The sequence below is a fragment of the Fodinibius sp. AD559 genome (genome assembly GCF_052712805.1).
The window spans coordinates 153,711-176,674 of sequence record NZ_JBQPVW010000006.1; the positions used below are offsets into that span (position 1 = coordinate 153,711).

Consider the following 22,964-nt stretch of genomic DNA (forward strand, 5'->3'; position numbering starts at 1 on the left):
CGGACTGTTGTTAATTCAATTTTCAGTTTACTATTTGGCAACAAGAAAGTAAAACAAGCAAGAGAGGGCGAGGTGCGTCCGCGTTAATGCGCGGGTTAGGTGTACGATAAATATTTATTTAAGCTTATAAGTTGATCGGGTATCAGCTGTAAAAATAAATATTGAATCAAAACTTGATTCGTAATTCTCCATCAAAAAATCATTGCTATCTGAAAGATCGAAAGCTCTTTCAAAGGTTAAAGCATTTACAACTAGTAGTAACCAAACCTCTTCACACTTTTCGTAATATGCTTCAATCTTGGACTCCTTTTTTGAAATCTGTTTTTGTAAATACGAATTCTCAATTGTTGGAATTAGGCCTCCCTTAGCTCGATCAAAATATGATCTTTGATAAAGTTCATTATTGTAAATTGAGATACCATCAACTCTATCATCAATATTTTTAAGACTGGTACCATTTAAGACAATTTTTTTCTTAGATAGGTCATTCTTTTGATAAACAATGTGTGCAACTTGCTCAGCTATTTCATCAACGTCTTTGCTAGAAAGTTTATACTGCTCTTTATCAATACTTTTACCATAAACATCTTTTATATCAACGAATGCAAGCATGTTTGGGCCATCCAGTCTATCATAAAATTCCTTCGCTTTTAGATAAATTTGGTCTTTTAGAGACTCTTGATTCTGAATTAAAACGCCATCAGAATCTGGAGGTTGGAATAGTCTCTGATGCTCTATTCCTACAAGTTTAGAGTCATGAATTATTAGGAAATCAGGACTTTCTTCTTTTAAAAAAGGGAAATCATAATCATTAGAAGATATAAAACTAGACACATCTTCGATTTCTTCTCTTACTTGATAATAGTCTTGTGACATAATTTAATCTGTATTGAGTTTGATACTATAAGTTAACCAACAACTCAAATAACAGACATATTAGGCTACGATCAATACCGATATAAATGTACACCTAACCTAGTCTTATACATACATCTCAAATACTATTTATTGTGAGCATAATATGCAAAATTGTGGATAAATTAATTTTGACCCGGGATGTAATAATATTATTTGTATAAGGCAGGGAGCGGTTTGTACACATAATGTGTGTGCATAATATATTTTATCTGTAAGGTTTTGGGGGCTGGGCGGTCTTACTTATAACTGTTCACGAGAGAAAAAGAAATGAGTGAGAGTAAATTGTTAACTAAGGTAAGAGAGGAAATCCGGAGAAGAAATTATAGCTACCGCACCGAGAAGGCCTACCTCCGGTGGATTATTAGGTTTATAAAATTTCATGCACTTACGCATCCGCTTAAGATGGAAAAGGAGGAGGTCGTGGAGTTTTTAAACTGGCTGGCGAATGAACGTAATGTGGCTGCTTCTACACAAAATCAGGCGCTGTGTGCTATTGTTTTTCTGTACAAACAGGTGCTCAATGAACCATTGGGGGCATTTGATAATTTGCAGCGGGCCAGCGAGCCCAAGCGGTTGCCGGTGGTGTTATCTGCTAAAGAAGCTCGGCGTGTTTTGGCTAATATGGAGGGTGATGTCCGGCTGATGACAGAGTTGCTTTACGGGAGTGGTTTGCGTCAGTCGGAGTGTCTTCGACTTAGAGTTAAGGATATCGATTTTGAGTTTAATCAGATCTGGGTACGTAATGGTAAAGGTAAAAAGGACCGGACTACGGTGCTGCCGGAAGTCAGTAAAGAAAAGCTCAAAAATCAGATTAAGCGGGTAAAGCTGCTTCACCAAAAGGATTTGGAAAAAGGGTATGGGGAAATCATTCTGCCAAAAGCACTGGCTAAAAAGTATCCCAGCTTGGTTACATCATTTGGATGGCAATATCTGTTTCCATCAAATCGACGAGCCAAGGACCCGCGATCGGAGGTGACCCAGCGGTACCATAAATCGTCATCCTATCTGCACAAGGCAATTAAGGAAGCGGTATCAAAAACCAATATCATCAAAAAGGTGAGTAGCCATACCTTTCGGCATTCGTTTGCCACCCATCTCTTGCAGGATGGTTATGATATCCGAACGGTGCAGGAGCTGCTGGGACACAAAAATGTAAGCACTACAATGGTCTACACGCATGTCCTAAAAAAAGGGGGCCGGGGAGTAAAGAGCCCGATCGATAATTGAAAATGATGCATGATATCCATCCAATCCCGTTTGAAATCCCAGAGCGATGAATTTTTATTATGTTTATGTGCTTTACAGCTTAAAAGATAACAACTGGTATACTGGATTTACCAGCGATTTGCGATCCAGAGTAAAAGAACATCAGTTGGGCCGCACAAACTCAACGCGGCATCGCCGACCGTTAAAGTTGATCTATTTTGAGGGATGTTTAAACAAAGCAGATGCCTTGGCCAGGAAGAAATATTTAAAATCCGGGATGGGAAAACGATATTTGAGAAATAGGTTAAAGTACTCACTGCAGTGTCTTGATTTCTAACGGGGCGCACGTCCTTAAAAAAGGGGGTCGTGGAGTAAAGAGCCCAATCGATAATTGAAAGTGATGCATGATATCTATCCAATTTCATTGGAAATCTTTGAGCAATGAATACTAATACCGAGCTATTAAGGGCTGATAGTTACATACTTTTTTACACTCCTGCCATCTCACTTGTCACGTTTAACCTCCAATACAAAAAATTACTCCGCCGCTTCAACCTTATCAGGAATATGTTCTTCTTTTGCATCCTTAAAAGCCTCACGTGGCTCCAACCCTAAGATATCAAACATTCGTTTGTCTTCGCTTAACTCGTTGTTTTTGGTAGTAAGCAGCTTATCACCGGTAAAGATGGAATTAGCTCCGGCCATAAAACAGAGTGCTTGTTCTTCCATGTTCATATCCACGCGTCCGGCGGAAAGGCGTACCATGGAATCGGGCATAGTAATACGTGCGGTGGCAATCATCCTGGCCATGTCGTACCAGGGCACTTTGGGCTGATCTTCGAGCGGAGTACCTTCTACTGCGATAAGAGCGTTGACGGGAACCGACTCGGGATGTTCTGGCATGGTTGAAAGGTTATGAATGAGTTCAATACGATCTTTATCGGTTTCGCCCATCCCGATAATACCGCCACTGCAAACGCTGATATCATTTTCCCGAACTCGTTCGATAGTATCCAGGCGATCCTGATATTTACGCGTAGAAATAATGCGATTGTAGAAATCCTCGCTGGAATCAAGGTTGTGGTTGTAGGCATAGAGGCCGGCTTCCTTGAGCTTTTCGGCCTGTTCATCGTTGAGCATGCCCAGCGTACAGCATACCTCCATACCCATGTCAGTAATTTCGCTCACCATTTGCAATACCTGATCAAAATCTTTGGTTTCGCGACCGCATCGCCAGGCGGCTCCCATACAAAACCGGGTGCTGCCGGCCTCTTTGGCTCGTTCGGCAGCTGATAGAATTTCTTCGGGCTCCAGCATATCCTCGGCTTCAACATCGGTATCGTGATGGGCAGATTGGGGACAATAGGCGCAGTCTTCCGGACATCCACCGGTTTTAATAGATAACAGAGTACAAACTTGAACTTCGCCCGTTTCATGATGCTCACGATGAACCGTGGCGGCTCTATAAATGAGTTCCATCAAAGAAGTGTGGTAGATGTTAGAAATTTCTTCTTTGGTCCAATCTGTTCGCAAATCAGCCATTGTATTTGGGGTATTAGGTCTTTAATTAATTGTAAGCCAATTAGTTAGGTCGCTAAATACTATTTATTGAAAGCATATAATGCAATCAATATTTCAATTTTTATCTTTTGATGGGTAGTTTATTCGCTATCAAATTCATAGCCTAAATACTTATTACTTATCAAATAAAAATGAAGAATCCCCTGAAATCAGGTCAAGCAACATTTAATATTGAAGTCCCCTATAAATTAATTGAAACCGGAGATTCATCCGAAGAAAAGCCCGTAATTATTTATCTGCATGGATTCAATCAGAATATGGAGCAGTTCGAGAAGCTGGTTGCCCCGATGTTTGATTTGGAGGCCCATCATCTGTTTGTACAGGGACCATATCCCATTTATGATCGCAGCCGTAAAAAGAAGGTTGAAGACTGGGGACGTTCCTGGTATCTCTATGATGGGGAGCAGGATCAGTTTGTAAAGTCGTTAGAGTCGGCTTCTGACTTTCTGGAGAATCTAATGGAAGATATTTTACAACAGGTTACAGTAAGTAGATTGGCGATTTTTGGATATTCGATGGGTGGATATCTGGCCGGATACTTTGCTCTTTCGCGACCAGAACTCGTAGATGAATTGATCGTTATTGGGGCGCGTATCAAAACCGAGGTGTTTAAAGATGAAAAGGTTAGTTATGATGATATGAATGTGTTGGCGCTGCATGGCACGGGGGATAAAAGCGTAAAAAGCGAGCCTCAGCAAAAAAGTTGTAAAGAGCTATCCGAATGGGGAGCAAATGTGATGTTCAAAGAGATGGACGGATCACATAAATTGGATGGGAAATATTTGCGGGAAACACAAAAATGGCTGGCATCCTTGGATTATTAAGACTTTAAATAAATTTAAAATTTGAGATATAAACTTAGCATGTTTACAATCAGTTGGTTATAATCCATCAAGATTTACATGGTTTCAAAATAGGGAACTGAGATATTTTATTATCATGAATGTACTTATCATTGAAGATGATCCTTCAGTACGCACGTTGGTAAAGGCAGTATTAGAAAAGAATGAATATAACGTTGATCTTGCTGAAACGGCCCAAAGCGGCGAAGAGCATGCCGTTGAAAATTCGTACGATATAATTATTCTCGATCTGGGACTACCTGATGGCGATGGTTTTGACTTGGCCAAGGATGTGAGAGATCAGGAAATAACGACTCCCATTTTAGTTCTTTCGGCAGAACAAGAAACGGATGTTAAAATTAAGTGCCTTCGAGCTGGGGTTGATGATTATTTGACTAAGCCATTCGATACGGAAGAGCTCTTGGCTCGTATTGAGGCAATAAGTCGACGTACTGGAGAGATTAACGGCGACCGAACGCTCGAATGTGGAGAACTTAAAGTGGATATGCTGGAGCGCGAGTTTTGGGTAAACGACACGAAAGTCGATTTAACCAATAATGAGTATAATCTGTTGGTATATTTGCTAAAGCGGAAAAACAACATCGTTACCCAGGAAGAGATTGCCGAAAATGTCTGGGATATCCATTTCGATACGCAGACTAATTATATAAATGTATATATTAGTTACCTGCGGAAGAAAATTCGCAACCACTCCGAAGATGAGTATATTGATACCGTTCGAAAGAAGGGATTCATTATTCGCTGTGATGATTAACAGTTTTTAGATCTTTAACTACTTTAAAAGCCTTGCAAGATTATTCTTCTTGCAAGGCTTTTTTATATAATCCCAATTCGAAGTTTGCTGATATCAGCCCGGATAGGTTGCTTCGCCCTGTATGTATTGGCGCATATTTTTGATCTCAAATTTCTGTTTGGAGATGATAGACTTAACTAAATCTCCAATAGAGACTACACCGCCCACAGTATCGTCTTTCATGATAGGGAGGTGGCGTATCTTTTTATCTGTCATTATTGACATGCAGGCCTCCACAGATTCCTCAGGCGTTACACAATACACATCTTCGGTCATTATTTCGTGAACGTTCGTATTTTTTGACGAACGTCCCTTTAAAATGACTTTACTTCGGTAATCACGTTCACTGATAATTCCTTTTAGCTGTTGATCTTCCAAGACGATAAGCGCTCCAATGTCGTGTTTATCCATCTTGCTAATGGCTTGGTAAACAGTTTCATTGGGAGCTATAGAATAGACTTTGGTTCCCTTGTTTTTTAAGATATCCCGCACAAGCATAAGACCTCCGTTTTTTGTAAGAAATAAAGAACAACTCAAAAACATTATAACATTTCTAAGGATTAAAAACAGACACCCTTATTTTATTTATGAATAATGCTTTGAAATCGCAGTTGATACAGTATTTACGACAATTTGCTACCGAAGATCGCTGGCAGAGGATCAATGAAGTAATGGACAAACGTACTCGCTATTTGTCGGTTATCCTGGAAGATATCTATCAGCCGCATAACGCCAGTGCGGTATTGCGAAGTTGCGATTGTTTTGGGATTCAGGACGTGCATATTATCGAAAATAAAAATGAGTTCGATCCCAATAAAGGAGTAACTATAGGGGCTGATCAATGGATCACATTGCAGTCCTATAATCAGCCCGGCGAAAATAATACCGAGCGGTGTTACCGCCAGTTAAAGGAGAAAGGATATCAAATTATTGCTACTACACCACACGATAATGATGCAACAATCGATGAAATTCCGCTTGATCAAAAAACGGCACTGGTTTTTGGGGCGGAGCTTACGGGGCTGTCAGATTATGCGTTGGAGCATGCCGATGGCTATGCCAAAATTCCGATGGTGGGATTTAGTGAAAGCTTTAATATTTCGGTAAGTGCCGCACTCTGCTTGTATGAGTTGAGCACTCGACTGAGAAAAAGCAGGGACGACTGGGCACTGGCCGAACCTGAGAAGCTGGACCTGCAGTTTAATTGGCTCAAAAAGTCTGTTCGAGCTCCCGAAAAACTTATACAACGCTATTTGGAAGAGCAGGAAGAATAGTGGGCGGCAGTTCAAGTATTTGTAAATAAAAAAGGCTGCCGTAAAAGCAGCCTTTTAAATGAGTGAAATTGTTAAAGCTGTTAATCCATCGAACGGTGATTGTTTTCAACAATCTCCTTATACATCATATATTCTTCGGGGGTAGTATCTGCAAATAAGAAGTTGAGCGGATCAACAGGGTTACTGCTTCTCCGTACTTCGTAGTGTAAGTGAGGGCCTTCAACCATGCCCGATTGACCGGTAAAACCGACCAGGTCGCCGCGTTTAACCTTTGTACCGGGTTTTATACCCTTGGCAAAAGAGGAGAGATGAGCATAATAGCTTTCATAGCCGTATTCATGATCAATAATAAGGAGTCGACCGAAAGTGCCTTTTAGTCCGGTATATTTGACAACACCGTCGCCCGTAGCATAAATTTCGCTCCCTACATTTGCTCTGAAGTCAAGGCCCTCGTGCTGGCGTTCATACTGTAATACAGGATGATAGCGCATCCCGAACCCACTAAGAATAATGCCTTCAGTGGGCTTAATAGCGGGAATATGCTTCATTTTCTCCCGATTATTGTTGTAGTAGTTTTTAATTTCGTTGAAGCTTACCTGCTGTATGTTAATACTTCGTTCCAGATTTTCCAGATTTTCAGCGGTCCATTTCAGGATTTCTGCAGTTTCTTGGCTATATACATCAAACTCGGAATATACATCAGCACCACCGGCACCAGCCTGACGCTCATCATAAGGAATTTCATCCATTCCCAATACCGATCGATACATTTCATTATCGGCTTTGGCCAGTTGATCAACTTCTTGGTCTAAATCCTGAATTTTGGTCTTTGTTTGTTCCAGCTGATCGATAAGCTCTTGATTTTCTGCTTTCAAGGCAATTTCTGCCGGTGTACCTACCGAAAAGGAAAGAATAGAGATACCAATTCCGGAAAGTACAACTCCGCACAAAATCCAGATACAAGCCGTATAGATAATGCGTTCTAAGCTGTTGTATTCGACGGGCACGAACTCACAGCTCTGCTCGTCGTAGTAGTAATAATTGTTTAAAGCCATAGATGATTTGTTTTCATACTGATCTATAAGCAAGAGAAAGTAAAAAGCCGTTTGTTACAAACAATCTTAAAGTAGTGATACATTACAAATTTTCAAAAGGTGAATATGTGCCGCTACTCGATATCACCTTCAAAATACTCGATAGCTCTGCGCGGCATAGCCTCAGGATCGGCCTTATCGGCAATATGTGATTTGACCTTGTCTTGAAAAGCTTCTGCGGCATCATAGCCGTAATGACGCAGCAGGTAATTCATGGCGATAACTTCAGCAATAACCGTGATATTTTTACCGGGTGTAATAGGTAGATTAATGAGGGGGATATCGACGCCGAGAATGGAAGTAGTATCGCGATTTAATCCGGTGCGTTCAATATCTTTGGACTCATCCCAAAGCGACAGCTCCAGCACTACCTCAAGTCGTTTTTGGTAGCGAATGGCCCGGACCCCAAACATCGACATAATGTCAATGATACCGAGACCGCGTATCTCCATAAAATGCTTATTCATTTCGGTGGCCGAGGTCATTAGTACATTATTCTTTTTGGTAAGAATCACTACATCATCGGCTACCAGGCGATGGCCTCGTTCAACCAGATCAAGAGCAACCTCGCTTTTACCAATTCCGGATTTTCCGGCAATTAAAATCCCAATGCCGTACACATCTACCATAGAGCCATGGACCATGGTTTGTAGGGCAAATTGGTCTTCCAGAAAATCTCGCGTTAAATGCATGAACTGCGTTGTTTCCAGAGAAGTCCCATAAACAGGAATGCCCGCTTCGTCAGCTATTTGTAACAGGTGATCGGGAAGAACATTGTTATGAGTCAAGATCAGAACGGGAATATCAAATTGGGTGATATTCTTAAAAGCCTCGATCTGTTCTTCTTTGGGAAGATCTTTTAAATAGTTTGTTTCGGTATTACCGATTATTTGTATTCGTTGATGAGTAAAAAGTTTTACAAATCCGGCCAGCGCCAGCCCGGGACGGTGTAAATCCGCCTCGGTAACATGGCGCTGATCGGCATTACTTTCAGCAACAAAGTTTTGCAGATCTATTTGAACGCGTTCCTGAAGACGTTCAATAAGATATGATACAGCGATCTTTTCTTTTTTAGGTATTGATTCGTGGTCGCCGAAAGGCATAATGATTATCGCTGATGTAAGGTTTTTTGTTTATACTTTTTGAGCTGACGGGTTACATTATCGATAACCATGTTGATGGCCTGTTCATACGAGGAAGCCTGTTCTTTTGCATTAATTAACTTTTGTGGAACCTTCACATTCAGTTCAGCTTGTTGTGGATTCTCATCATCGGGGACAGGTTGTAGAACAATATCGCAGGTTAAAATTCGATCATAAAACTGGTCCAATTTCTGTACCGCATCTTCGGCATATTCATGTAGTTCGGTGTTTGCATCAAAATGTCTTGCCGTGAACGTAGTTTTCATAAAATGTACCTCCTAAATTAGGTTTAATTTTTAGCTCTTGGATGAGCTGTTTCGTATACGTTTTTCAGTCGTTCAACTGAAGTATGCGTGTAAACTTGTGTGGCGGCCAAATTTGCATGGCCCAATAATTCCTTAATCACTCTTATATCGGCACCTTGATCAAGCAGGTGCGTGGCAAAGCTGTGCCGTAATACATGCGGACTTTTTTGTGTTACCTCACTGGCGCGCTGTAGATAATCTTTCACAATGCGTTGTACCGCGCGCGGATATAGTCGCTGTCCGCTTGCTGCAATAAAAACAGCCTTTCGGGCATCGGCATCCGTTCGTTTTCCGTACAACTTTTGTTTTGTATCAAGATGATTTTTCAATGCGTTTCCGGCTTGCTTGCCAAAAGGCACAATCCGCTGCTTGGCCCCTTTACCCAGTACTTTAATTTGGTTAAGCTTAAAGTTGATGTCTTCCTCGTTGAGATTTACTAACTCACTTAATCGGATGCCCGTTCCATACAGCAATTCTAAAATGGCCCTGTTTTGGGCTGATTTCGGGGTATTTCCTTCGGCCAAATCCATCATTCTGTTTAAATCTTCAGCATTGGCCGTTTTAGGTAAAGGTTTGTCTTTTTTTGGGACAATTAGCAAGTGTGCCGGATTCTGTTCAACGATGCCGCGTTTAAAACAGTACTTACAAAATGAACGAACGGCAGCTACTTTCCTTGCTATGGTACTTTTGGCTAAGCTGCGCTCAGATAGGTGTCCCAGCCAAAGGCGGATGGTCAGTCGTTCGATTTTAGTGATATCAACATTTTCTTCCGACTCATCAAAATGATTAGTGCAAAATTCCAGAAATTGAGTCAGGTCATTTTTATACGAAGTGATGGTATGGTCAGAAGCGTTTCGCTCAACCTTTAAATAGCGCAGATATTTGTCAATGGCTTTCTTCATCTACTCGCAATATGGATACTTTGCAGATAAAAATAAACAGCTATTAATTGATATTGCAGGTCCTGATCACACAATTAGATATCACGGTCTTTCCACTGTGCTGACACTTCATTGAAATAATCGGAGAGCACCTGTATTCCAAGTATCTGATACCAGCCTACGCCCAAAGGGTGCAGAAAGCCATATCGTAGTTTCCAGCTAAACCATGTATCCACCGTAAAGCGTTGCAAGTACATTAGTAAAACAGCCGCCAGGGCCAAGAGGGTGAGCTTCGTCGATCCCCATAGAAATAAGAAGGGTAAACTTAGAATGGGGATAATAAAGGTGATAATATGCAGCAGCCCCATCCCGATAAATAAGACAAGATTGTGACCAAAGCCGGCAAAAAAGTTTTTCCGGAATCCCTGCCACAGCTCTTTTCCCGACTTATACATACGGCAGCTTACTGCATTTTTACCGTGATACATTTTCATGCGAAATCCGCCTTTTTTAATATTTTTTGCCAGCCCAACATCTTCAACTACGTTATCTTTTACGGATTGATGTCCCCCGATAGCCTGATAAGATTTCTTCTTAAAAGCCATAAACTGTCCGTTGGCGGCGGCAAAGAGGGGACTCATTTTCTGTTTTAGAAAGCCGGGAAGCCATTTTGGTGATCGATATATGTAACGCGTGGGTAAGAGTGTGAGCAAGGCAAAATACACGAGCGGAATTATGGTCTTTTCCCAGAATGTACCAAACTTTTGTTGTGGCCAGAGGGTGATAAAATCGACGACGTCACTACCCATTGTGCGTACGACCTTGGACGTTGTTTCCGGCTCCAGCCAGGTGTCAGCATCAATAAAAAAAATGATATCGCCAAGCGCCTGTTCAGAAAGTTGGTGACATGCCCACGATTTTCCGAGCCAGTCGTCGGGTTTGGGCTTGCCGTTAATCACAGTTAGGGTATCGGGATAATGTTCGGAGAGCGAAGCCAGAATTTCTGAAGTGCCGTCAGTAGATTCATCATCAAGTACTAAAACATGGTGATTGGGATAGTGCTGATCGATAGCGGAACGCACGCACCGTTCAATAGAGTTTGCCTCGTTGCGGGCGGGTATACAAATGGTCACCGCCGGAGCCTGCTCGTCAAAATAGTTGCGTGGTGTGGGGGATAAAGGCGTAAAATCCCTTTTATTAAGATATAAAATTCCGCCAGTAATAAGCAGGTATCCCAGTGCTATGTAGAGTAAAATTGTCATCACTAAAAGGTAGTGGTGTCAGTCCTAAGATCAAACAGCTTGCGGCTGATCGTTTAAACTATTTAATTGGCAGCTTATGAAGATATTATCTGATTTTTCGGAGGACGTACGTCAGTCTGACCATACATCCGGTGGCTATCAATGGTGGTACTTCGATGGTGTTTCTTCGGATGATCGATTTAGTTTTGTCGTTATATTATATGAAGGAAATCCGTTTTCCACGCGATATAATGGGGCGATTTTGGCGGATAAAAACCCTTCTCCCGTCGATTACCCGGCAATTAGCATCTCTATTTACGAGCACGGACAACCCATCTATTATAGTTTTACCGAGTTCGATAAATCGGATTGTGAATTTAATGAGGAACAGCCGCTTCTGAGAATAGGAAACCACAAGATGGAGGGTCGCTTAAAAGATGAGCAGTTGCAATATAATTTGGAACTTAATGAACAGTTGCCAAATGGAGATCAGCTGGAGGGGACCATTTTATTTAACAGTCCTTACAACGGTAATATTTTTACCAATATTGATAATACTTCCAAAGGTCACATCTGGAACTTGGTGCAGCCCAGGGCGAATATATCCGCTGATTTACATCTTGATATAAAAGGGGAGGAGCGGGAAATCCAATTCAACGGGTTGGGATATCATGATCAGAATGCCGGAAAGGAGCCCATGAGAAATGAGTTTGACGACTGGTACTGGGGACGGTTCCATTTTGATTCAGCCACATTGATCTATTATGTGATGAATCGCAGGCACGAGCAACAGCATCGGGCCTGGCTTATTGACAATCATAATATAGAGGTAGTGAAAACCTTTGAAGATGTTGAGATGGCAGATAAGGGGCTCACGTTGTTTGGATTAAAGACGGCTCGAAAACTGGGATTCCGTTCCGGTAATATTGAAATGCGTGTTCAACAGTCGAAGTTGCTCGACAACGGACCGTTTTATCAGCGCTATAAAAGTGATGCCTTTTTGAGAATCCCAGAGGAGGGAGTGGTAGAATCAACGAAGGGGATAAGTGAGTATATTTGTCCCGACCGCATCTATGCAAAACTCTTTTGGCCGTTTGTCAATATGCGAATCTGGTACAAATCCGAAGGGCCTCATTGGGTACAGCGATCAAAGCAGTTGTATCGTTGGACGTGGTGATTAATTGAACCTCTAGATCCCCGGCGTTTTTAAACGCCGGGGATCTATTGAGTTAATATACTTTTTTGCTATCTCGTACCGTAGCTCTGCTGCGGTACGCAGGTATGAGGTTGGCTTAATTACTATAATTCGGACAGACGCTCGAACGATTTAAGAACAGATAGCTGTAGCGGATACTTTTTTTGTGCTATTTATATAGCTGAAACGTTATTCGTAATAGCTATCCGATCGCAAAGCCAGCGGTCGGATGGCATGTAGCTCGAAATTTATTACGAGTTACGATTACCCCTTGCGGTTTGGCAAAAAATCACAAAAACTGCTCAAACTTACTATCGTCAAATCCTGCTGTTTGGCGTAATTCTGCCAGCATCTGGTTGAGCACCTCTTCGAAATGAGCTGTTTTTTCTTCCTTGGGTAGTGAATCCTTTAAACGAACAGATTGCCCCACATGCAGGTGTAGCTCCGGTTTGCTGTGACGAATAGTGTGCATGTAAATCCCGATAGGGACAAAATCCACATTATCCAGCTTGTTGTGCAGCCAGGCCAGTCCGCTCTCAAAATTCATGGAACTACCGGCCGGAGTGATCGTGCCTTCGGGATAAATGAAAAGGCTGGCCTGCTTACGTTCAAAAGACTTTACAGCGTAACGCAGCGAGGTAATAGCACTACGTGGATTATTCCTGTTAATAGAAAAAGCACCGATTTTCTGGAACAGAGAATAGGTTTCCATCTGTTTATCTTCCATGATGGCGCGAGCTTGCTGACGAAATCGATATTCGTTGAGCATTAAGGGAATTAACCCATCCCACCAGGAGTGATGGTTGAGGTAGTAAACGGTTTTGCATTCTGAACAGGGTTCATATTCTTGTTTGAGCCATACCGTTTTGAACCTCCACTTGAAAAGGAGTTTGGTGTAAAGGCGAAATATCTTGATAAAAACGGGTGATTCTTTGGCGGGAATGAAATCCACGGCGAAAATATTTGTTGTGTGTTATTGACCTGAATATCTTTAGCCTACTTTAGAGTTTCCAGTATTAATTAAGGGTATTTATATGGAGAAAGGGAAGATAGAAGAGTATGCTAAGCATCATACTACAGACCATTCTGAAATCATAAAAGAACTGATAAGTGTTTCGGAAAAGAATCTTGAGCATACCGATATGCTCAGCGGCCGGTTGGTGGGACGGTTGCTGGGTTTGCTAATCAAAATGTCAGGAGCTAAGCGAGTGCTGGAAGTTGGGACTTTTACGGGATTTTCGGCACTGACGATGGCAGAAGCGTTGCCGGATGGCGGAGAATTGTTTACCTGTGAATACAATGAGCGTTATGAAGATATCGCCCGCACGTTTTTTAAGAAGAGTGAAGCCGGGTCTAAGGTAAGGCTGTTGATGGGTAAGGCATTGGAGACTATTCCCACTATTTCAGGCAGTTTTGATTTTGTATTTCTGGATGCGGATAAGATCAACTATCCTAACTATTATGAGATGATTCTGCCGCGACTCGAGCAGGGCGGGATTATGGTAATCGACAATGTGTTCTGGAGTGGGGAGGTGTTAGATTCCGAATCAGATAAAGCTCGAGCTATTGACGAGCTGAATAAAATGATTCGGAATGATAATTTCGTTGAGCAGGTAATGCTGCCGGTACGCGATGGCGTTACAGTGCTGCGTAAAAAATAAAAAAAGCCCGAATCCGAGTAATCAGATTCAGGCTCTAAATTTAGCAGAGTCTTGTAAAATCAGTCAACGATTTCAACAAGCTCAATATCAAATGTTAAGTCTTTGCCAGCCAACGGGTGGTTAGCATCAAGCTTAACGAATTCGTCTTCAACAGCAGTGATTTGAACGGGAATAGCCTGCCCATCTTCTTGCTGTTGCATCTGCAGCTGCATACCAACCTCTGGATCGATATTATCGGGGAGATCAGATTTTGCTACTTCCAGCTCCAGGTCTTCTCGTCGCTGACCATAAGCGTCACCGGATTCAATTTCCACGGTGGTTTCGTCGCCTTCTTCCATGCCGACGACTGCTTTTTCAAAACCGGGAATCAATTTTCCTTCTCCCAGTTTAAACTCTAAAGGTTCGCGATCTTGAGAACTGTCAAATACAGTTCCTTCTTCTGTTAATGTTCCTGTGTAGTGCACTTTTACGGTGTCACCGTCTTTAACTTTAGACAAAATACTTTGTGTTTGTTTCTAATTGTCGTGAATGTGTTTGAATATAACGGTTTTTAGCGAGAATTGAGACTGTATTATTATTCAAATCTTATCGTTGACAATTGTGATTTGTCAAAGCTGGAATCGGGAATTATGGTAAATTCTAATTTCCCCAAAACCAGGCCTTCTTTTGTTGTGACATTTACTCTCCACTTCCCGGGTGAAATATTCGCCTTGTATGTGTGTCCCCTAAAACCGCCTTTACGTCCTCCTATAACCTCATAGCTAATGTTGTCTGAGGTATGCCATTCTTTCAAAGATGGATTATAGTGCTGCCACTGATGTTGAACCGACTTCGACAAATCGGTAGGGGCAAAAATAGAAGTGTAGATAAAAACGGTATCATTGGGGGCATAGTTGAAGGTTTTATCATACGTTTCCCAGGGATTATATAAGGCAGATTGTTCGTAGGACACCGTAAAAATATTGTCTTGTTTCTCAACATTATATGCAACAATTCCATTTTGCAGGGATAGGGGCACAGGCGGAATTAAGTTGAAATAATAGAATACATTAATGGTCGCATATATTCCGATAATAATTAAACCGACTTTAAACAGGGAGATGTCGTTACGAGTTGAAGGGCTTTTGCTATATATATAATTAATAAAAGCCAGTGTTAGCAGGAGGCTGATTAATCCGGATAGGATAAACAAAAAAGTATTCATTACTCCAAAAAGGACAGGGGTAAAGAAGGTGAAAAAAGTAAAATTGACGAAGAAATAGGCTCCGAATTGCAGATACTTGTTGGATATTCGATCTCGTAGCAATTCATTGGATAAAAGTAGAATCACCAAAATTACAAAGAATACCATGGTACGGGTAAAAGTCACGCTTTGAAAAAAGAAAATAACATAAGCGCTGGATAGCCCCCCCCTAAAAAGAACTGTATTGCCAGCGGTGCATATTGTTGATAAGGGGCTATAAAAGTATTTTTCCAGTGGTTGTCATCGGCAAGATTGTAGATATACAAACTGCCTGTTAAACAAATCAGGTAGAAGAGTAATACAGAATTGCTGTACCTACCGTCGATACGTCCGAGGGTAAGGCTATCCCAAATGAAACCCCCAATAAAAAATATTACCGGAGCGTATCTTTTATGTTTGATTAAAAATTTTTTGGCGGCAGAAACCACTAATTTTTAGTAAACAAGGTGAAAATTGAGCTCAAAATATAGTATAATGATCAATAATGCAGACCCTTAAAATCACATTTCGTGTTGTTTTTTATGAATATTTATGAACAAATATCTAAAGGAGATGAAGGAATTACTTGAGAATTTAAAAACGGTGGCAATAATTGGCTGTTCGGCGAACAAATACCGAACCAGTTATCATATTGCCAATTATTTGAAGGAGAATGGTATTCGTATTATTCCAATCAACCCCAATTATGAAGAGGTGTTGGGAGTGAAATGTGTTCCAAATATGGATGGGATTTCTAAAGATATACCTATTGATGTGGTGGATATTTTTCGGGATTCACAACACACGGCCGATATGGTTCGTCAGATTATTGAATGGTCGGAGAAAAGGGGGCAGAAGCCCGTGATATGGACCCAGCTTGACGTTTCTTCTGATGAGGCGAAGAAGTTGGCTGAAGATGCGGGGTTTACGTATATAGAAAATGAGTGCATGATGGTACAGCATGAAAGAGTAACAGGTTAAAAGTCATCTTTGGTTTGTCCCATCATTTCTTTTTTATCCTGATGATACTGCTTCAGCTTTTTAGCAAGCAGGCGCTCTATTTGTAGTTGATCTTCCGGTGGAATATGGGTGGTAAAATCAGTGAGCTTGTCGTCGGGGGTATAGTATTCAATCAATAACACGTTTTCAGATTGCCACCGGTAGGCAACTACTTTTTCCCATGATACATATTGATCCAGAATAAGTATGCCTTTGTCTCTGAATTCCGGAACTATTTTTATCGTGAGTCCCAAGAAGCCAAACCCCAGTAGCGATAATCCGGAGGTGATACCAATGCCGGTATATGGGCCAAAATGCAGAATGCCGGTGCGATAGATGCCGAAAACAATAATGAGTATAGCTATGATATTTGGTGCGGCATCGGTCCAGAAGGAGCGATATACGTATTCGGTTTCTCTGGCGGACTGTTTGAGGGAAATCATTTTAAAGGCAAAGCCGAAAAAGAATCCGCCAACCAGGCAGTACAGAAACATGGTAAAATGAGCGGCAATATCTTGGGATATTAGGTCGAGCCACTGTCCGGCAGAGATGGTTGTTAGAAGAATTAGGGCTCCGACAACGGCGTTAATAACTCTGCGCTGATTAAGGTGCTGGAGCCGAAGAATTCGGCGATATCCCATCCAAAAGGAAAGCAAAAACGACAAGGTCAAAAATGCGATTACGAGGTACATGATTTTGCTGTTTATTTTAAATGAAATCGTTGGAATCCGGGATGCGAACATCTTACCTTTGAGCCTAATATAATAAAAGAAGACTATGCAAAGCGATATTTTACCTACCGGAATTGAAGTTTCTAACAGCGATCAGGTGCTGGAAATAGATTGGTCGGACGGACATCATTCAGAATATTCTCTGTTTGGATTACGGAAAAACTGTCCCTGCGTAATGTGTCGTGGCGGACACGGAAATATGAATACCTTTGACCGGTCACTGTTTTTTGTGGAGCCGACGCAGCATTTTGAGATTGAGGATATCAAGCAGATTGGTAATCACGCCATCAAGATATTCTGGAACGACGGCCACAACAACGGTATGTACCAGTGGGAGACGCTGCGGGATATGTGTCCGTGTGAAGAATGCTATCCCGAACAGGAGTGATTGGGTATCTTGTATTTTCAACAGCTTTGTTATGAAATGAAATCGAGTTACTTTAATTCATTCCTTTGAAGTTCTTGGAGGTACTCTATTCCCAGTATTGCACGGGAGATAGTAAAGTGAAACTTATTTGTGCCGTTTTTGCGGGTTTAAAATTCGGGGTCCGGGGCAAATCGCGGGAAAAATTATTAAGAGTAATTACTAATGATTCAGAACGGTCCCCGAGATTACGATTTCAGAAAGTACAATATCTACGATTTCCCCGGGACTTTTTTGATTTGTTTTTTGGTCACAAAAAATGAATGCCAAATAATGTTTTATAAAACAAGACTTTAATTGGATTCTGGTGCAAAAGTTTTTAGATCAAAGAGTAATGTGTTGTAGCTTGGAGACTATAAAGCCAAATGTCCCTTATTTGTCTTGGGAAAAAATTTCATTGAGATCAATTTCTGTTTCCCAGATAGTAGCATCAGAGCTTAACACCGAGTAGGGGGCCGGAATCATATGATCCGATCGGGATTGAAAATCGTCAAGTAGTTGGGTGGGAAGCCCCGGATCTACAAAGGTAAATTGAAATGATGGGAGCTCTTCCGATTTTTGAAAGCTAAAATTAAGTTCAACAGCTTCGGTAAAATCGTGGAAGTAATACAAGTATTGCCCCATATCCTTGGTGTCAAAAATGGATTTTCCTTCGATGGCTATTTTAGTAATTGTTGAAGGATGATCCCAATTCATCTTCATGGCAATTCCCTTTCCCGCATTCATTTGTAGCGTAAGGTACCGCTGAGAGCCCGAACTGCTGTCACTTAAAATCTCAAATTCAGGTTTTAATATATCAAGCGGGGTTGCTTTTTGATATAATGCATCGTTGCCAAGCGATAATGAAATATCGGCTGGTGCTCCTTTGTTGTAATCATCCAATAAAAACTGCTGTGTCCACGAATCGGGTGCGGGATCACGGCTAATCCAATAAGCCGTTTGGGTATCCAAATTCTGAACAAAATTAATGCTGTTTTGCTTTTTATGGTCACTGTCGAAACCGGAGGTAAAAGAAGCTATCACAAAACAGGTAAGGGCTATAGCAGCAAGACTCCCACTCCACTTGTATTTGTAATTTTTGATTATCTGCCAGACAAGCGGCCAGGTTAATCCGATGAGTAATCCGAGTATAATCATGCTAACCGCCAGTATTTCGGTGGTCAGCATAACTTGTACCAACCGTATGTATGGTGAAATGATAAAAAGCCCCCAGAAGAAAGCAACAGCCAGAACCATTGTACTTTTCCAGGAATAGGTTGTTAGATCATTGCCTAAAATAATCCATCCTGCCAATCCCATCAGGGCTGGCCAGGTAAAGATATAAGCAGCCGTGGGCAGATACCAGGCCGTTACGAGCGACAGAATAATCCATATTGAAAACGGACCGCTAATGAGCTGTTGTGTAGATAGTTTATTTTGAATCCAGCTGTAAATCCCGATAAAAAGGCCGGAATTTAACAGTGCAAAGCCCCAGAAATACCAGGCATGGTTATATACTTCACCCTGAATAATCCATTGGTATTGTGGATGAAGTGCTTTGAGACCTTGCCAGCCAAAGTAGGTGATGAGTGCTCCAATTGTAACGGTTACCAAAAATAATAATAGACTGCCCAGATATCTTCCGATGGTAATCTGATTTATCCGAAATAGATAAATCAGGAAGGTGATAAATAGCAGGACGGTGACCAATGCCAGGGGAAATGACCAGCCTGAGGGATAGTACAGCAGTCCGCCGCTTATGTTGTTGAAATAAACGAATTCAGTTTCGCTTTGTTGATTAAAATCGGTGTTTCCAAAATGTTTGACGTTTCCCAAAAGATTGGATCCGTGGTGCTGTAGGGATGAGAGCGAGAGATTTTCGGGAGTATCCAGCATAGTGTGGTAATGCAGAAAATCTTCGGTGAAGGCAAAATTGAGTCCGTCAAGACCGGCCCGTTTGGTTACCGACATATCGGTATCGTTGGGCAACAGTTTATAAACGGTATACATCAGCGAATTGGCTACGGGATATGGAGTGGCCTGGGCAAAATGAGGAATAAGGTGCCCGTTATTTTCGCTGGTTTCGAACATCATCGAGGGACCGCTGGAACCGCGTGATTCAAAGTTGAGTACGAGGTCAATTTCCTCCAGCTCTCCAAACTCATCCGCAAAAAGTTCGGCGCCCAATAGGCCGCGCTCTTCACCGTCTGTAAGTAAAATCCATACATTGTTTTGCAGAGGTTTTTCCTGGGATTTAATTGCACGAATGGATTCCAGGATAGCCGCAACGCCCGACGCATCATCACCGGCACCATAGGTGTTGGGTTTGGAATCGTAATGGGCCATTAGCAGAATTGTTCTCTGTGGATTAGCGCCTTCCATTTTGGCAATGATGTTATTCGTGTTGCCCACCAGTCCGCGGTCAAAGCTGGAACCGATGCCGATACCTGATTGTACCGTCGGTTCTAATCCCAGTTGACGAAGTTCATTCATGATATAGTTTCGGGCACTGTCATTGGCGGCGGTACCGAGAGGACGAGGAGTCTGTGCAAGTGCTTTTATGTGTTCAAAAGCGCGTTCGGCAGAAAATTCTGTTTGCGGAGCTGATTTAGGTTGGGGCGCCGGTGGTTGAATGATATATGAGCTGAGCCAGACCGCAAATATCCCGAGGATGAGTAGCGTGATTTGTTTCAGCGCCGTTGATGTCATATTAGCTAAGATATTTTGATAGATGGTTCCTCAATAGTTTTTATTGAGGATTGGTAGCCCATACGCTGGTTTCAGTGATAAAACCGCGGTCATGGAGCGAAAGCATGTTACATATTGCTTTGGCAATATCGTCAGCTACAAGCTTAGTGGGATTGAAGTCGCGACCACCGCGTCCCGCTTTATCAAAAAATTCGGTCTGTACTTCGCTGGGATTAATCTGCATTACACGAATATTGTGGGGACGCAATTCGGCTCTCCAGCATTCGGTCATTCCACTCAAGGCGAATTTACTGGCACAATAGGCTGTACCGCCTTCAAAACCGCGTTTTCCGGCCGATGACGAAACGTTGATGATATTTCCGTAATCTTGTTCGATAAAATGCCTGGCAGATTCACGTCCCACCATCATGGCACCGACTGTATTCACTTGTAGCACGCTTTTTAGGGCTTTTTCGGATAGATCTGTAAGCTTAGAAAACTGTCCGTAGCCTGCATTATTGATGAGCACATTGAAGCCATCCAGTTCTTCGATCGTATCTTCTACCAGATTGATAACCTGCTTTTCATCACGTACATCACATTGTATGGGAATGGCCCCGATATCGTCGGCTGTGGATTTTAGCTTATCTATTCCACGGGCAGCAATTACTACTTTTCCGCCGGCTTCAATAATTGCTTTAGCGGTTGCTTTTCCAATGCCCGAGCTTCCGCCCGTTACTAATGCTTTAATATCAGATAATTCCATATCGAGAAAAAATTTTAGATTAGAAGCTTAATTATATCTGATACAATATTTGCAGCATCTTGTTGAGATACAAATCTAAGTTCCAAAATAATGAATAACTTGTATTACAGGCGCCCATGCTTGTAATCCAACAAGTTATAAACCATGAAGCTTTCTTTTGTGAATTTGATATCACCCTTATGGGCACAGAGAACGGCCTATGAATTATGAACGGAGTCAAAAGACGAAGCGTGTTCATAATTCTCAGTACAGCCTACGTAGCTTTGCTATTTCGGCGTAGTAGGCCCTTGATTTTTTACGAGCCTTTTGGATCAAGCTAAAAGGCGGACCAGAAATAGTACTCTTCTTAAAGAAGAACTGATGAAAAGACCGTTAGGTGTATTGCTAAAATTTAGTTGGATAGAACAATGTTGGTATATATTGATCTTTTTATACGAACGTTACTGTCATCCTGAATTTATTTCAGGATCTATTGCTTATTATATTCAGATGCTGAAACGAGTTCAGCATGACATGAAGCCTTATTATTTTTAATGAAACTGTGATTCTCTGTATAATACTGAGTCAAATTCCAGCTAAATTAATCTATTGGCAATATCTTGGATAAGCCGCCACGCATTATCCACATGACGTTGTTTAAGATTCGTATTTCCCAATACAATACGTATGGTATATTTCCCATCCAGTTTGGTATGCGTTAAAAACAATTTTCCGCTTTCCTGTATTTGATTCAGAAGTTTCTCGTTTAGTTCATTGAGTTTCTTTTCATCATCAATAAAGTTAGGATGAAATCGAAAGCATATTGTATTCAGTGGAACGGGAGCAAGCAGCTCAAAGTGATTGTGAGATTCTATTTTTTCTTTTAGCTGCTGACCAAATTGGATATGTTGTCGAATCTTTTCCTGTAGTCCTTCAATTCCATAGCTTCGCATTACAAACCACAGCTTGAGTGCGCGGAATCGACGTCCCAGCGGAATGCCCCAGTCGCGATAGTTTTTAACTCGCTGATCTTCAGGCGTTTTCAGATATTCCGGCATAATTTCAAACGTGCGGACCAGCAGCGCCTCATCCTGCACATAAAAAGCTGAGCAGTCAAAGTTGGTAAACATCCACTTATGAGGATTAAAAATGAATGAGTCCGCATGCTCAATTCCCTCATTCATCCACCGCATTTCGGGCAGTAAAAGTGCCGTGCCGGCATAGGCGGCATCCACATGAAGGAAAATATCGTACTTTGCACAAATTTCTCCGATTTCTTTTACTGGATCAATAGCCGTTGATCCCGTAGTTCCAATCGTTGCTACGACGGCGGTAGGTTTAAATCCATTTTCGAGGTCTTCTCGAATTGCTTCTTCTAAAGCCTTTGGATCCATAGCATGTTTATCATCCACTTTGATCGTACGCAGATTTCGTCGTCCGAATCCCGCTATCTTAACATCCTTCTCGATGGATGAGTGCGTTTCTGACGAGCAATACACCGTGAACGTCTCATCCTTTGGAAATCCCGAAGCATTGATTTCGAAATCCGTAATGCGTTCGCGGGCCATCAGCAGTGCGCATAGGGTAGAGGTGGATGCGGTACTTTGGATTACTCCGGTAAAAGGGTTCGGCAGTCCGATTGCTTTGCGAAGCCATTCCATGACTCGTTCCTCGAGTTCGGTGGCGGCGGGAGAGGTCAGCCAGCTCATACACTGGGCGCCAAGGGTGGCCGTCAGCATTTCGGCCAGCACGGAAGGATGGCTGGTATTAGCGGGAAAATAGCCCATAAAATTGGGACTTTGCCAGTGGGTCATGCCTGGCATGATTATATTTTGGAAGTCCTTAAACTGTTCTTCAAAAGACTCCGATTTTTGTGGAGCTTCATCAGGAAGCTGCTGTAAAATATCTCCGGGTTGTATATCTGGTTTTACGGGATAGTCTTCGACTTCTTCGAAATAATCGGCCATCCAGTCGACGAGTTCGTGAGCGTGTTTACGAAAATCTTCGTTGTCCATCATTTTT

At 41.9% G+C, this 22,964-nt stretch carries 24 protein-coding genes; 9 read left to right on the forward strand and 15 right to left on the reverse strand.

Going from position 1 to position 22,964, the window contains the following annotated elements; all coding sequences use genetic code 11:
* Window positions 1-114 precede the first annotated feature (114 nt).
* Entirely contained in the window at window positions 115-876 is a 762-nt protein-coding gene (locus tag ACQ4LT_RS12005; RefSeq protein ID WP_445666295.1) for a hypothetical protein, read from the reverse strand.
* Window positions 877-1,185: 309 nt separating this feature from the next.
* On the opposite strand from ACQ4LT_RS12005, the gene ACQ4LT_RS12010 reads away from it, so the two are divergent.
* Window positions 1,186-2,145: an integron integrase gene (locus tag ACQ4LT_RS12010; RefSeq protein ID WP_445666296.1), complete on the forward strand. Its 960-nt coding sequence runs from the start codon at window positions 1,186-1,188 to the stop codon at window positions 2,143-2,145.
* 46 nt (window positions 2,146-2,191) lie between these two features.
* On the forward strand, window positions 2,192-2,461 hold the full coding sequence (locus ACQ4LT_RS12015) for a GIY-YIG nuclease family protein (RefSeq protein WP_445666297.1): 270 nt from the start codon (window positions 2,192-2,194) through the stop codon (window positions 2,459-2,461).
* A gap of 200 nt (window positions 2,462-2,661) precedes the next feature.
* Here ACQ4LT_RS12015 and bioB read toward each other — a convergent pair whose 3' ends face one another.
* Window positions 2,662-3,666: a biotin synthase BioB gene (bioB, locus tag ACQ4LT_RS12020; RefSeq protein ID WP_445666298.1), complete on the reverse strand. Its 1,005-nt coding sequence runs from the start codon at window positions 3,664-3,666 to the stop codon at window positions 2,662-2,664.
* A gap of 170 nt (window positions 3,667-3,836) precedes the next feature.
* On the opposite strand from bioB, the gene ACQ4LT_RS12025 reads away from it, so the two are divergent.
* Entirely contained in the window at window positions 3,837-4,529 is a 693-nt protein-coding gene (locus ACQ4LT_RS12025) for an alpha/beta hydrolase (protein WP_445666299.1), read from the forward strand.
* A 115-nt stretch (window positions 4,530-4,644) separates the two neighbouring features.
* Window positions 4,645-5,322, forward strand: coding sequence for a response regulator transcription factor (locus ACQ4LT_RS12030; protein WP_445666300.1), 678 nt, complete (start codon window positions 4,645-4,647; stop codon window positions 5,320-5,322).
* 93 nt (window positions 5,323-5,415) lie between these two features.
* Here the strand turns inward: ACQ4LT_RS12030 and ACQ4LT_RS12035 are convergent, their stop codons facing one another.
* Window positions 5,416-5,859, reverse strand: a complete 444-nt coding sequence (locus ACQ4LT_RS12035) for a CBS domain-containing protein (RefSeq protein ID WP_445666366.1) — start codon at window positions 5,857-5,859, stop codon at window positions 5,416-5,418.
* Between the two features lie 89 nt (window positions 5,860-5,948).
* On the opposite strand from ACQ4LT_RS12035, the gene ACQ4LT_RS12040 reads away from it, so the two are divergent.
* Window positions 5,949-6,635 carry a TrmH family RNA methyltransferase gene (locus ACQ4LT_RS12040; protein WP_445666301.1) on the forward strand — a complete coding sequence of 229 codons (687 nt, stop codon included), beginning with the start codon at window positions 5,949-5,951 and terminating at the stop codon, window positions 6,633-6,635.
* A gap of 80 nt (window positions 6,636-6,715) precedes the next feature.
* On the opposite strand, the gene ACQ4LT_RS12045 is transcribed toward ACQ4LT_RS12040, so the two are convergent.
* The 5 genes from ACQ4LT_RS12045 to ACQ4LT_RS12065 all read right to left on the reverse strand — a co-directional run bounded on the left by ACQ4LT_RS12045 (window position 6,716) and on the right by ACQ4LT_RS12065 (window position 11,319).
* Window positions 6,716-7,690, reverse strand: a complete 975-nt coding sequence (locus ACQ4LT_RS12045; RefSeq protein WP_445666302.1) for a peptidoglycan DD-metalloendopeptidase family protein — start codon at window positions 7,688-7,690, stop codon at window positions 6,716-6,718.
* 113 nt (window positions 7,691-7,803) lie between these two features.
* On the reverse strand, window positions 7,804-8,832 hold the full coding sequence (hprK, locus tag ACQ4LT_RS12050; RefSeq protein ID WP_445666303.1) for an HPr(Ser) kinase/phosphatase: 1,029 nt from the start codon (window positions 8,830-8,832) through the stop codon (window positions 7,804-7,806).
* A 5-nt stretch (window positions 8,833-8,837) separates the two neighbouring features.
* Entirely contained in the window at window positions 8,838-9,137 is a 300-nt protein-coding gene (hpf, locus tag ACQ4LT_RS12055) for a ribosome hibernation-promoting factor, HPF/YfiA family (RefSeq protein ID WP_445666304.1), read from the reverse strand.
* Between the two features lie 23 nt (window positions 9,138-9,160).
* Window positions 9,161-10,078 carry a tyrosine recombinase XerC gene (xerC, locus tag ACQ4LT_RS12060; RefSeq protein ID WP_445666305.1) on the reverse strand — a complete coding sequence of 306 codons (918 nt, stop codon included), beginning with the start codon at window positions 10,076-10,078 and terminating at the stop codon, window positions 9,161-9,163.
* Window positions 10,079-10,152: 74 nt separating this feature from the next.
* Window positions 10,153-11,319 (reverse strand): glycosyltransferase, encoded by a 1,167-nt coding sequence (locus ACQ4LT_RS12065; RefSeq protein WP_445666306.1) that lies wholly within the window; start codon window positions 11,317-11,319, stop codon window positions 10,153-10,155.
* 76 nt (window positions 11,320-11,395) lie between these two features.
* On the opposite strand from ACQ4LT_RS12065, the gene ACQ4LT_RS12070 reads away from it, so the two are divergent.
* Window positions 11,396-12,475 carry a hypothetical protein gene (locus ACQ4LT_RS12070; RefSeq protein WP_445666307.1) on the forward strand — a complete coding sequence of 360 codons (1,080 nt, stop codon included), beginning with the start codon at window positions 11,396-11,398 and terminating at the stop codon, window positions 12,473-12,475.
* A gap of 307 nt (window positions 12,476-12,782) precedes the next feature.
* Here ACQ4LT_RS12070 and ACQ4LT_RS12075 read toward each other — a convergent pair whose 3' ends face one another.
* Complete coding sequence (locus tag ACQ4LT_RS12075; protein ID WP_445666308.1) at window positions 12,783-13,445, reverse strand: lysophospholipid acyltransferase family protein; 663 nt, start codon at window positions 13,443-13,445, stop codon at window positions 12,783-12,785.
* An 82-nt stretch (window positions 13,446-13,527) separates the two neighbouring features.
* On the opposite strand from ACQ4LT_RS12075, the gene ACQ4LT_RS12080 reads away from it, so the two are divergent.
* Window positions 13,528-14,154, forward strand: a complete 627-nt coding sequence (locus ACQ4LT_RS12080; RefSeq protein WP_445666309.1) for an O-methyltransferase — start codon at window positions 13,528-13,530, stop codon at window positions 14,152-14,154.
* A 59-nt stretch (window positions 14,155-14,213) separates the two neighbouring features.
* Here ACQ4LT_RS12080 and ACQ4LT_RS12085 read toward each other — a convergent pair whose 3' ends face one another.
* Together ACQ4LT_RS12085 and ACQ4LT_RS12090 are read right to left on the reverse strand one after the other, a co-directional pair.
* Window positions 14,214-14,651 (reverse strand): FKBP-type peptidyl-prolyl cis-trans isomerase, encoded by a 438-nt coding sequence (locus ACQ4LT_RS12085; RefSeq protein WP_445666310.1) that lies wholly within the window; start codon window positions 14,649-14,651, stop codon window positions 14,214-14,216.
* A 77-nt stretch (window positions 14,652-14,728) separates the two neighbouring features.
* Window positions 14,729-15,106: a DUF2914 domain-containing protein gene (locus ACQ4LT_RS12090; RefSeq protein ID WP_445666311.1), complete on the reverse strand. Its 378-nt coding sequence runs from the start codon at window positions 15,104-15,106 to the stop codon at window positions 14,729-14,731.
* Between the two features lie 843 nt (window positions 15,107-15,949).
* Between ACQ4LT_RS12090 and ACQ4LT_RS12095 the strand changes: the two genes are divergently transcribed.
* The gene (locus ACQ4LT_RS12095) at window positions 15,950-16,357 is read left to right on the forward strand and encodes a CoA-binding protein (protein WP_445666312.1); all 408 of its coding nucleotides are present in this window, start codon (window positions 15,950-15,952) and stop codon (window positions 16,355-16,357) included.
* Here ACQ4LT_RS12095 and ACQ4LT_RS12100 read toward each other — a convergent pair.
* Window positions 16,354-17,067 carry a hypothetical protein gene (locus tag ACQ4LT_RS12100; protein WP_445666313.1) on the reverse strand — a complete coding sequence of 238 codons (714 nt, stop codon included), beginning with the start codon at window positions 17,065-17,067 and terminating at the stop codon, window positions 16,354-16,356. The two genes, ACQ4LT_RS12095 and ACQ4LT_RS12100, sit on opposite strands and share 4 nt — an antisense overlap.
* Window positions 17,068-17,152: 85 nt before the next feature.
* Between ACQ4LT_RS12100 and ACQ4LT_RS12105 the strand changes: the two genes are divergently transcribed.
* Complete coding sequence (locus tag ACQ4LT_RS12105) at window positions 17,153-17,494, forward strand: gamma-butyrobetaine hydroxylase-like domain-containing protein (protein ID WP_445666314.1); 342 nt, start codon at window positions 17,153-17,155, stop codon at window positions 17,492-17,494.
* Window positions 17,495-17,902: 408 nt separating this feature from the next.
* Here ACQ4LT_RS12105 and ACQ4LT_RS12110 read toward each other — a convergent pair whose 3' ends face one another.
* From ACQ4LT_RS12110 to ACQ4LT_RS12120, 3 genes are all read right to left on the reverse strand, one after another.
* Window positions 17,903-20,218, reverse strand: coding sequence for a M28 family peptidase (locus ACQ4LT_RS12110; protein ID WP_445666315.1), 2,316 nt, complete (start codon window positions 20,216-20,218; stop codon window positions 17,903-17,905).
* Between the two features lie 40 nt (window positions 20,219-20,258).
* Window positions 20,259-20,963, reverse strand: coding sequence for an SDR family oxidoreductase (locus ACQ4LT_RS12115; RefSeq protein WP_445666316.1), 705 nt, complete (start codon window positions 20,961-20,963; stop codon window positions 20,259-20,261).
* A gap of 575 nt (window positions 20,964-21,538) precedes the next feature.
* Complete coding sequence (locus ACQ4LT_RS12120; RefSeq protein ID WP_445666317.1) at window positions 21,539-22,960, reverse strand: pyridoxal phosphate-dependent decarboxylase family protein; 1,422 nt, start codon at window positions 22,958-22,960, stop codon at window positions 21,539-21,541.
* Window positions 22,961-22,964: the final 4 nt, after the last annotated feature.

Excerpts from the sequence above, each read along its gene's own strand:
- ACQ4LT_RS12070 (WP_445666307.1), top strand. The coding sequence starts at position 11,396 with ATGAAGATATTATCTGATTTTTCGGAGGACGTACGTCAGTCTGACCAT.
- ACQ4LT_RS12040 (WP_445666301.1), top strand. The coding sequence starts at position 5,949 with ATGAATAATGCTTTGAAATCGCAGTTGATACAGTATTTACGACAATTT.
- ACQ4LT_RS12115 (WP_445666316.1), bottom strand. The coding sequence starts at position 20,963 with ATGGAATTATCTGATATTAAAGCATTAGTAACGGGCGGAAGCTCGGGC.
- ACQ4LT_RS12065 (WP_445666306.1), bottom strand. The coding sequence starts at position 11,319 with ATGACAATTTTACTCTACATAGCACTGGGATACCTGCTTATTACTGGC.
- ACQ4LT_RS12005 (WP_445666295.1), bottom strand. The coding sequence starts at position 876 with ATGTCACAAGACTATTATCAAGTAAGAGAAGAAATCGAAGATGTGTCT.
- ACQ4LT_RS12015 (WP_445666297.1), top strand. The coding sequence starts at position 2,192 with ATGAATTTTTATTATGTTTATGTGCTTTACAGCTTAAAAGATAACAAC.
- ACQ4LT_RS12105 (WP_445666314.1), top strand. The coding sequence starts at position 17,153 with ATGCAAAGCGATATTTTACCTACCGGAATTGAAGTTTCTAACAGCGAT.
- ACQ4LT_RS12110 (WP_445666315.1), bottom strand. The coding sequence starts at position 20,218 with ATGACATCAACGGCGCTGAAACAAATCACGCTACTCATCCTCGGGATA.
- ACQ4LT_RS12045 (WP_445666302.1), bottom strand. The coding sequence starts at position 7,690 with ATGGCTTTAAACAATTATTACTACTACGACGAGCAGAGCTGTGAGTTC.
- ACQ4LT_RS12030 (WP_445666300.1), top strand. The coding sequence starts at position 4,645 with ATGAATGTACTTATCATTGAAGATGATCCTTCAGTACGCACGTTGGTA.
- ACQ4LT_RS12100 (WP_445666313.1), bottom strand. The coding sequence starts at position 17,067 with ATGTACCTCGTAATCGCATTTTTGACCTTGTCGTTTTTGCTTTCCTTT.
- ACQ4LT_RS12120 (WP_445666317.1), bottom strand. The coding sequence starts at position 22,960 with ATGATGGACAACGAAGATTTTCGTAAACACGCTCACGAACTCGTCGAC.
- hprK (WP_445666303.1), bottom strand. The coding sequence starts at position 8,832 with ATGCCTTTCGGCGACCACGAATCAATACCTAAAAAAGAAAAGATCGCT.
- bioB (WP_445666298.1), bottom strand. The coding sequence starts at position 3,666 with ATGGCTGATTTGCGAACAGATTGGACCAAAGAAGAAATTTCTAACATC.
- ACQ4LT_RS12095 (WP_445666312.1), top strand. The coding sequence starts at position 15,950 with ATGAAGGAATTACTTGAGAATTTAAAAACGGTGGCAATAATTGGCTGT.
- ACQ4LT_RS12035 (WP_445666366.1), bottom strand. The coding sequence starts at position 5,859 with ATGCTTGTGCGGGATATCTTAAAAAACAAGGGAACCAAAGTCTATTCT.
- ACQ4LT_RS12025 (WP_445666299.1), top strand. The coding sequence starts at position 3,837 with ATGAAGAATCCCCTGAAATCAGGTCAAGCAACATTTAATATTGAAGTC.
- ACQ4LT_RS12080 (WP_445666309.1), top strand. The coding sequence starts at position 13,528 with ATGGAGAAAGGGAAGATAGAAGAGTATGCTAAGCATCATACTACAGAC.
- hpf (WP_445666304.1), bottom strand. The coding sequence starts at position 9,137 with ATGAAAACTACGTTCACGGCAAGACATTTTGATGCAAACACCGAACTA.
- ACQ4LT_RS12010 (WP_445666296.1), top strand. The coding sequence starts at position 1,186 with ATGAGTGAGAGTAAATTGTTAACTAAGGTAAGAGAGGAAATCCGGAGA.
- xerC (WP_445666305.1), bottom strand. The coding sequence starts at position 10,078 with ATGAAGAAAGCCATTGACAAATATCTGCGCTATTTAAAGGTTGAGCGA.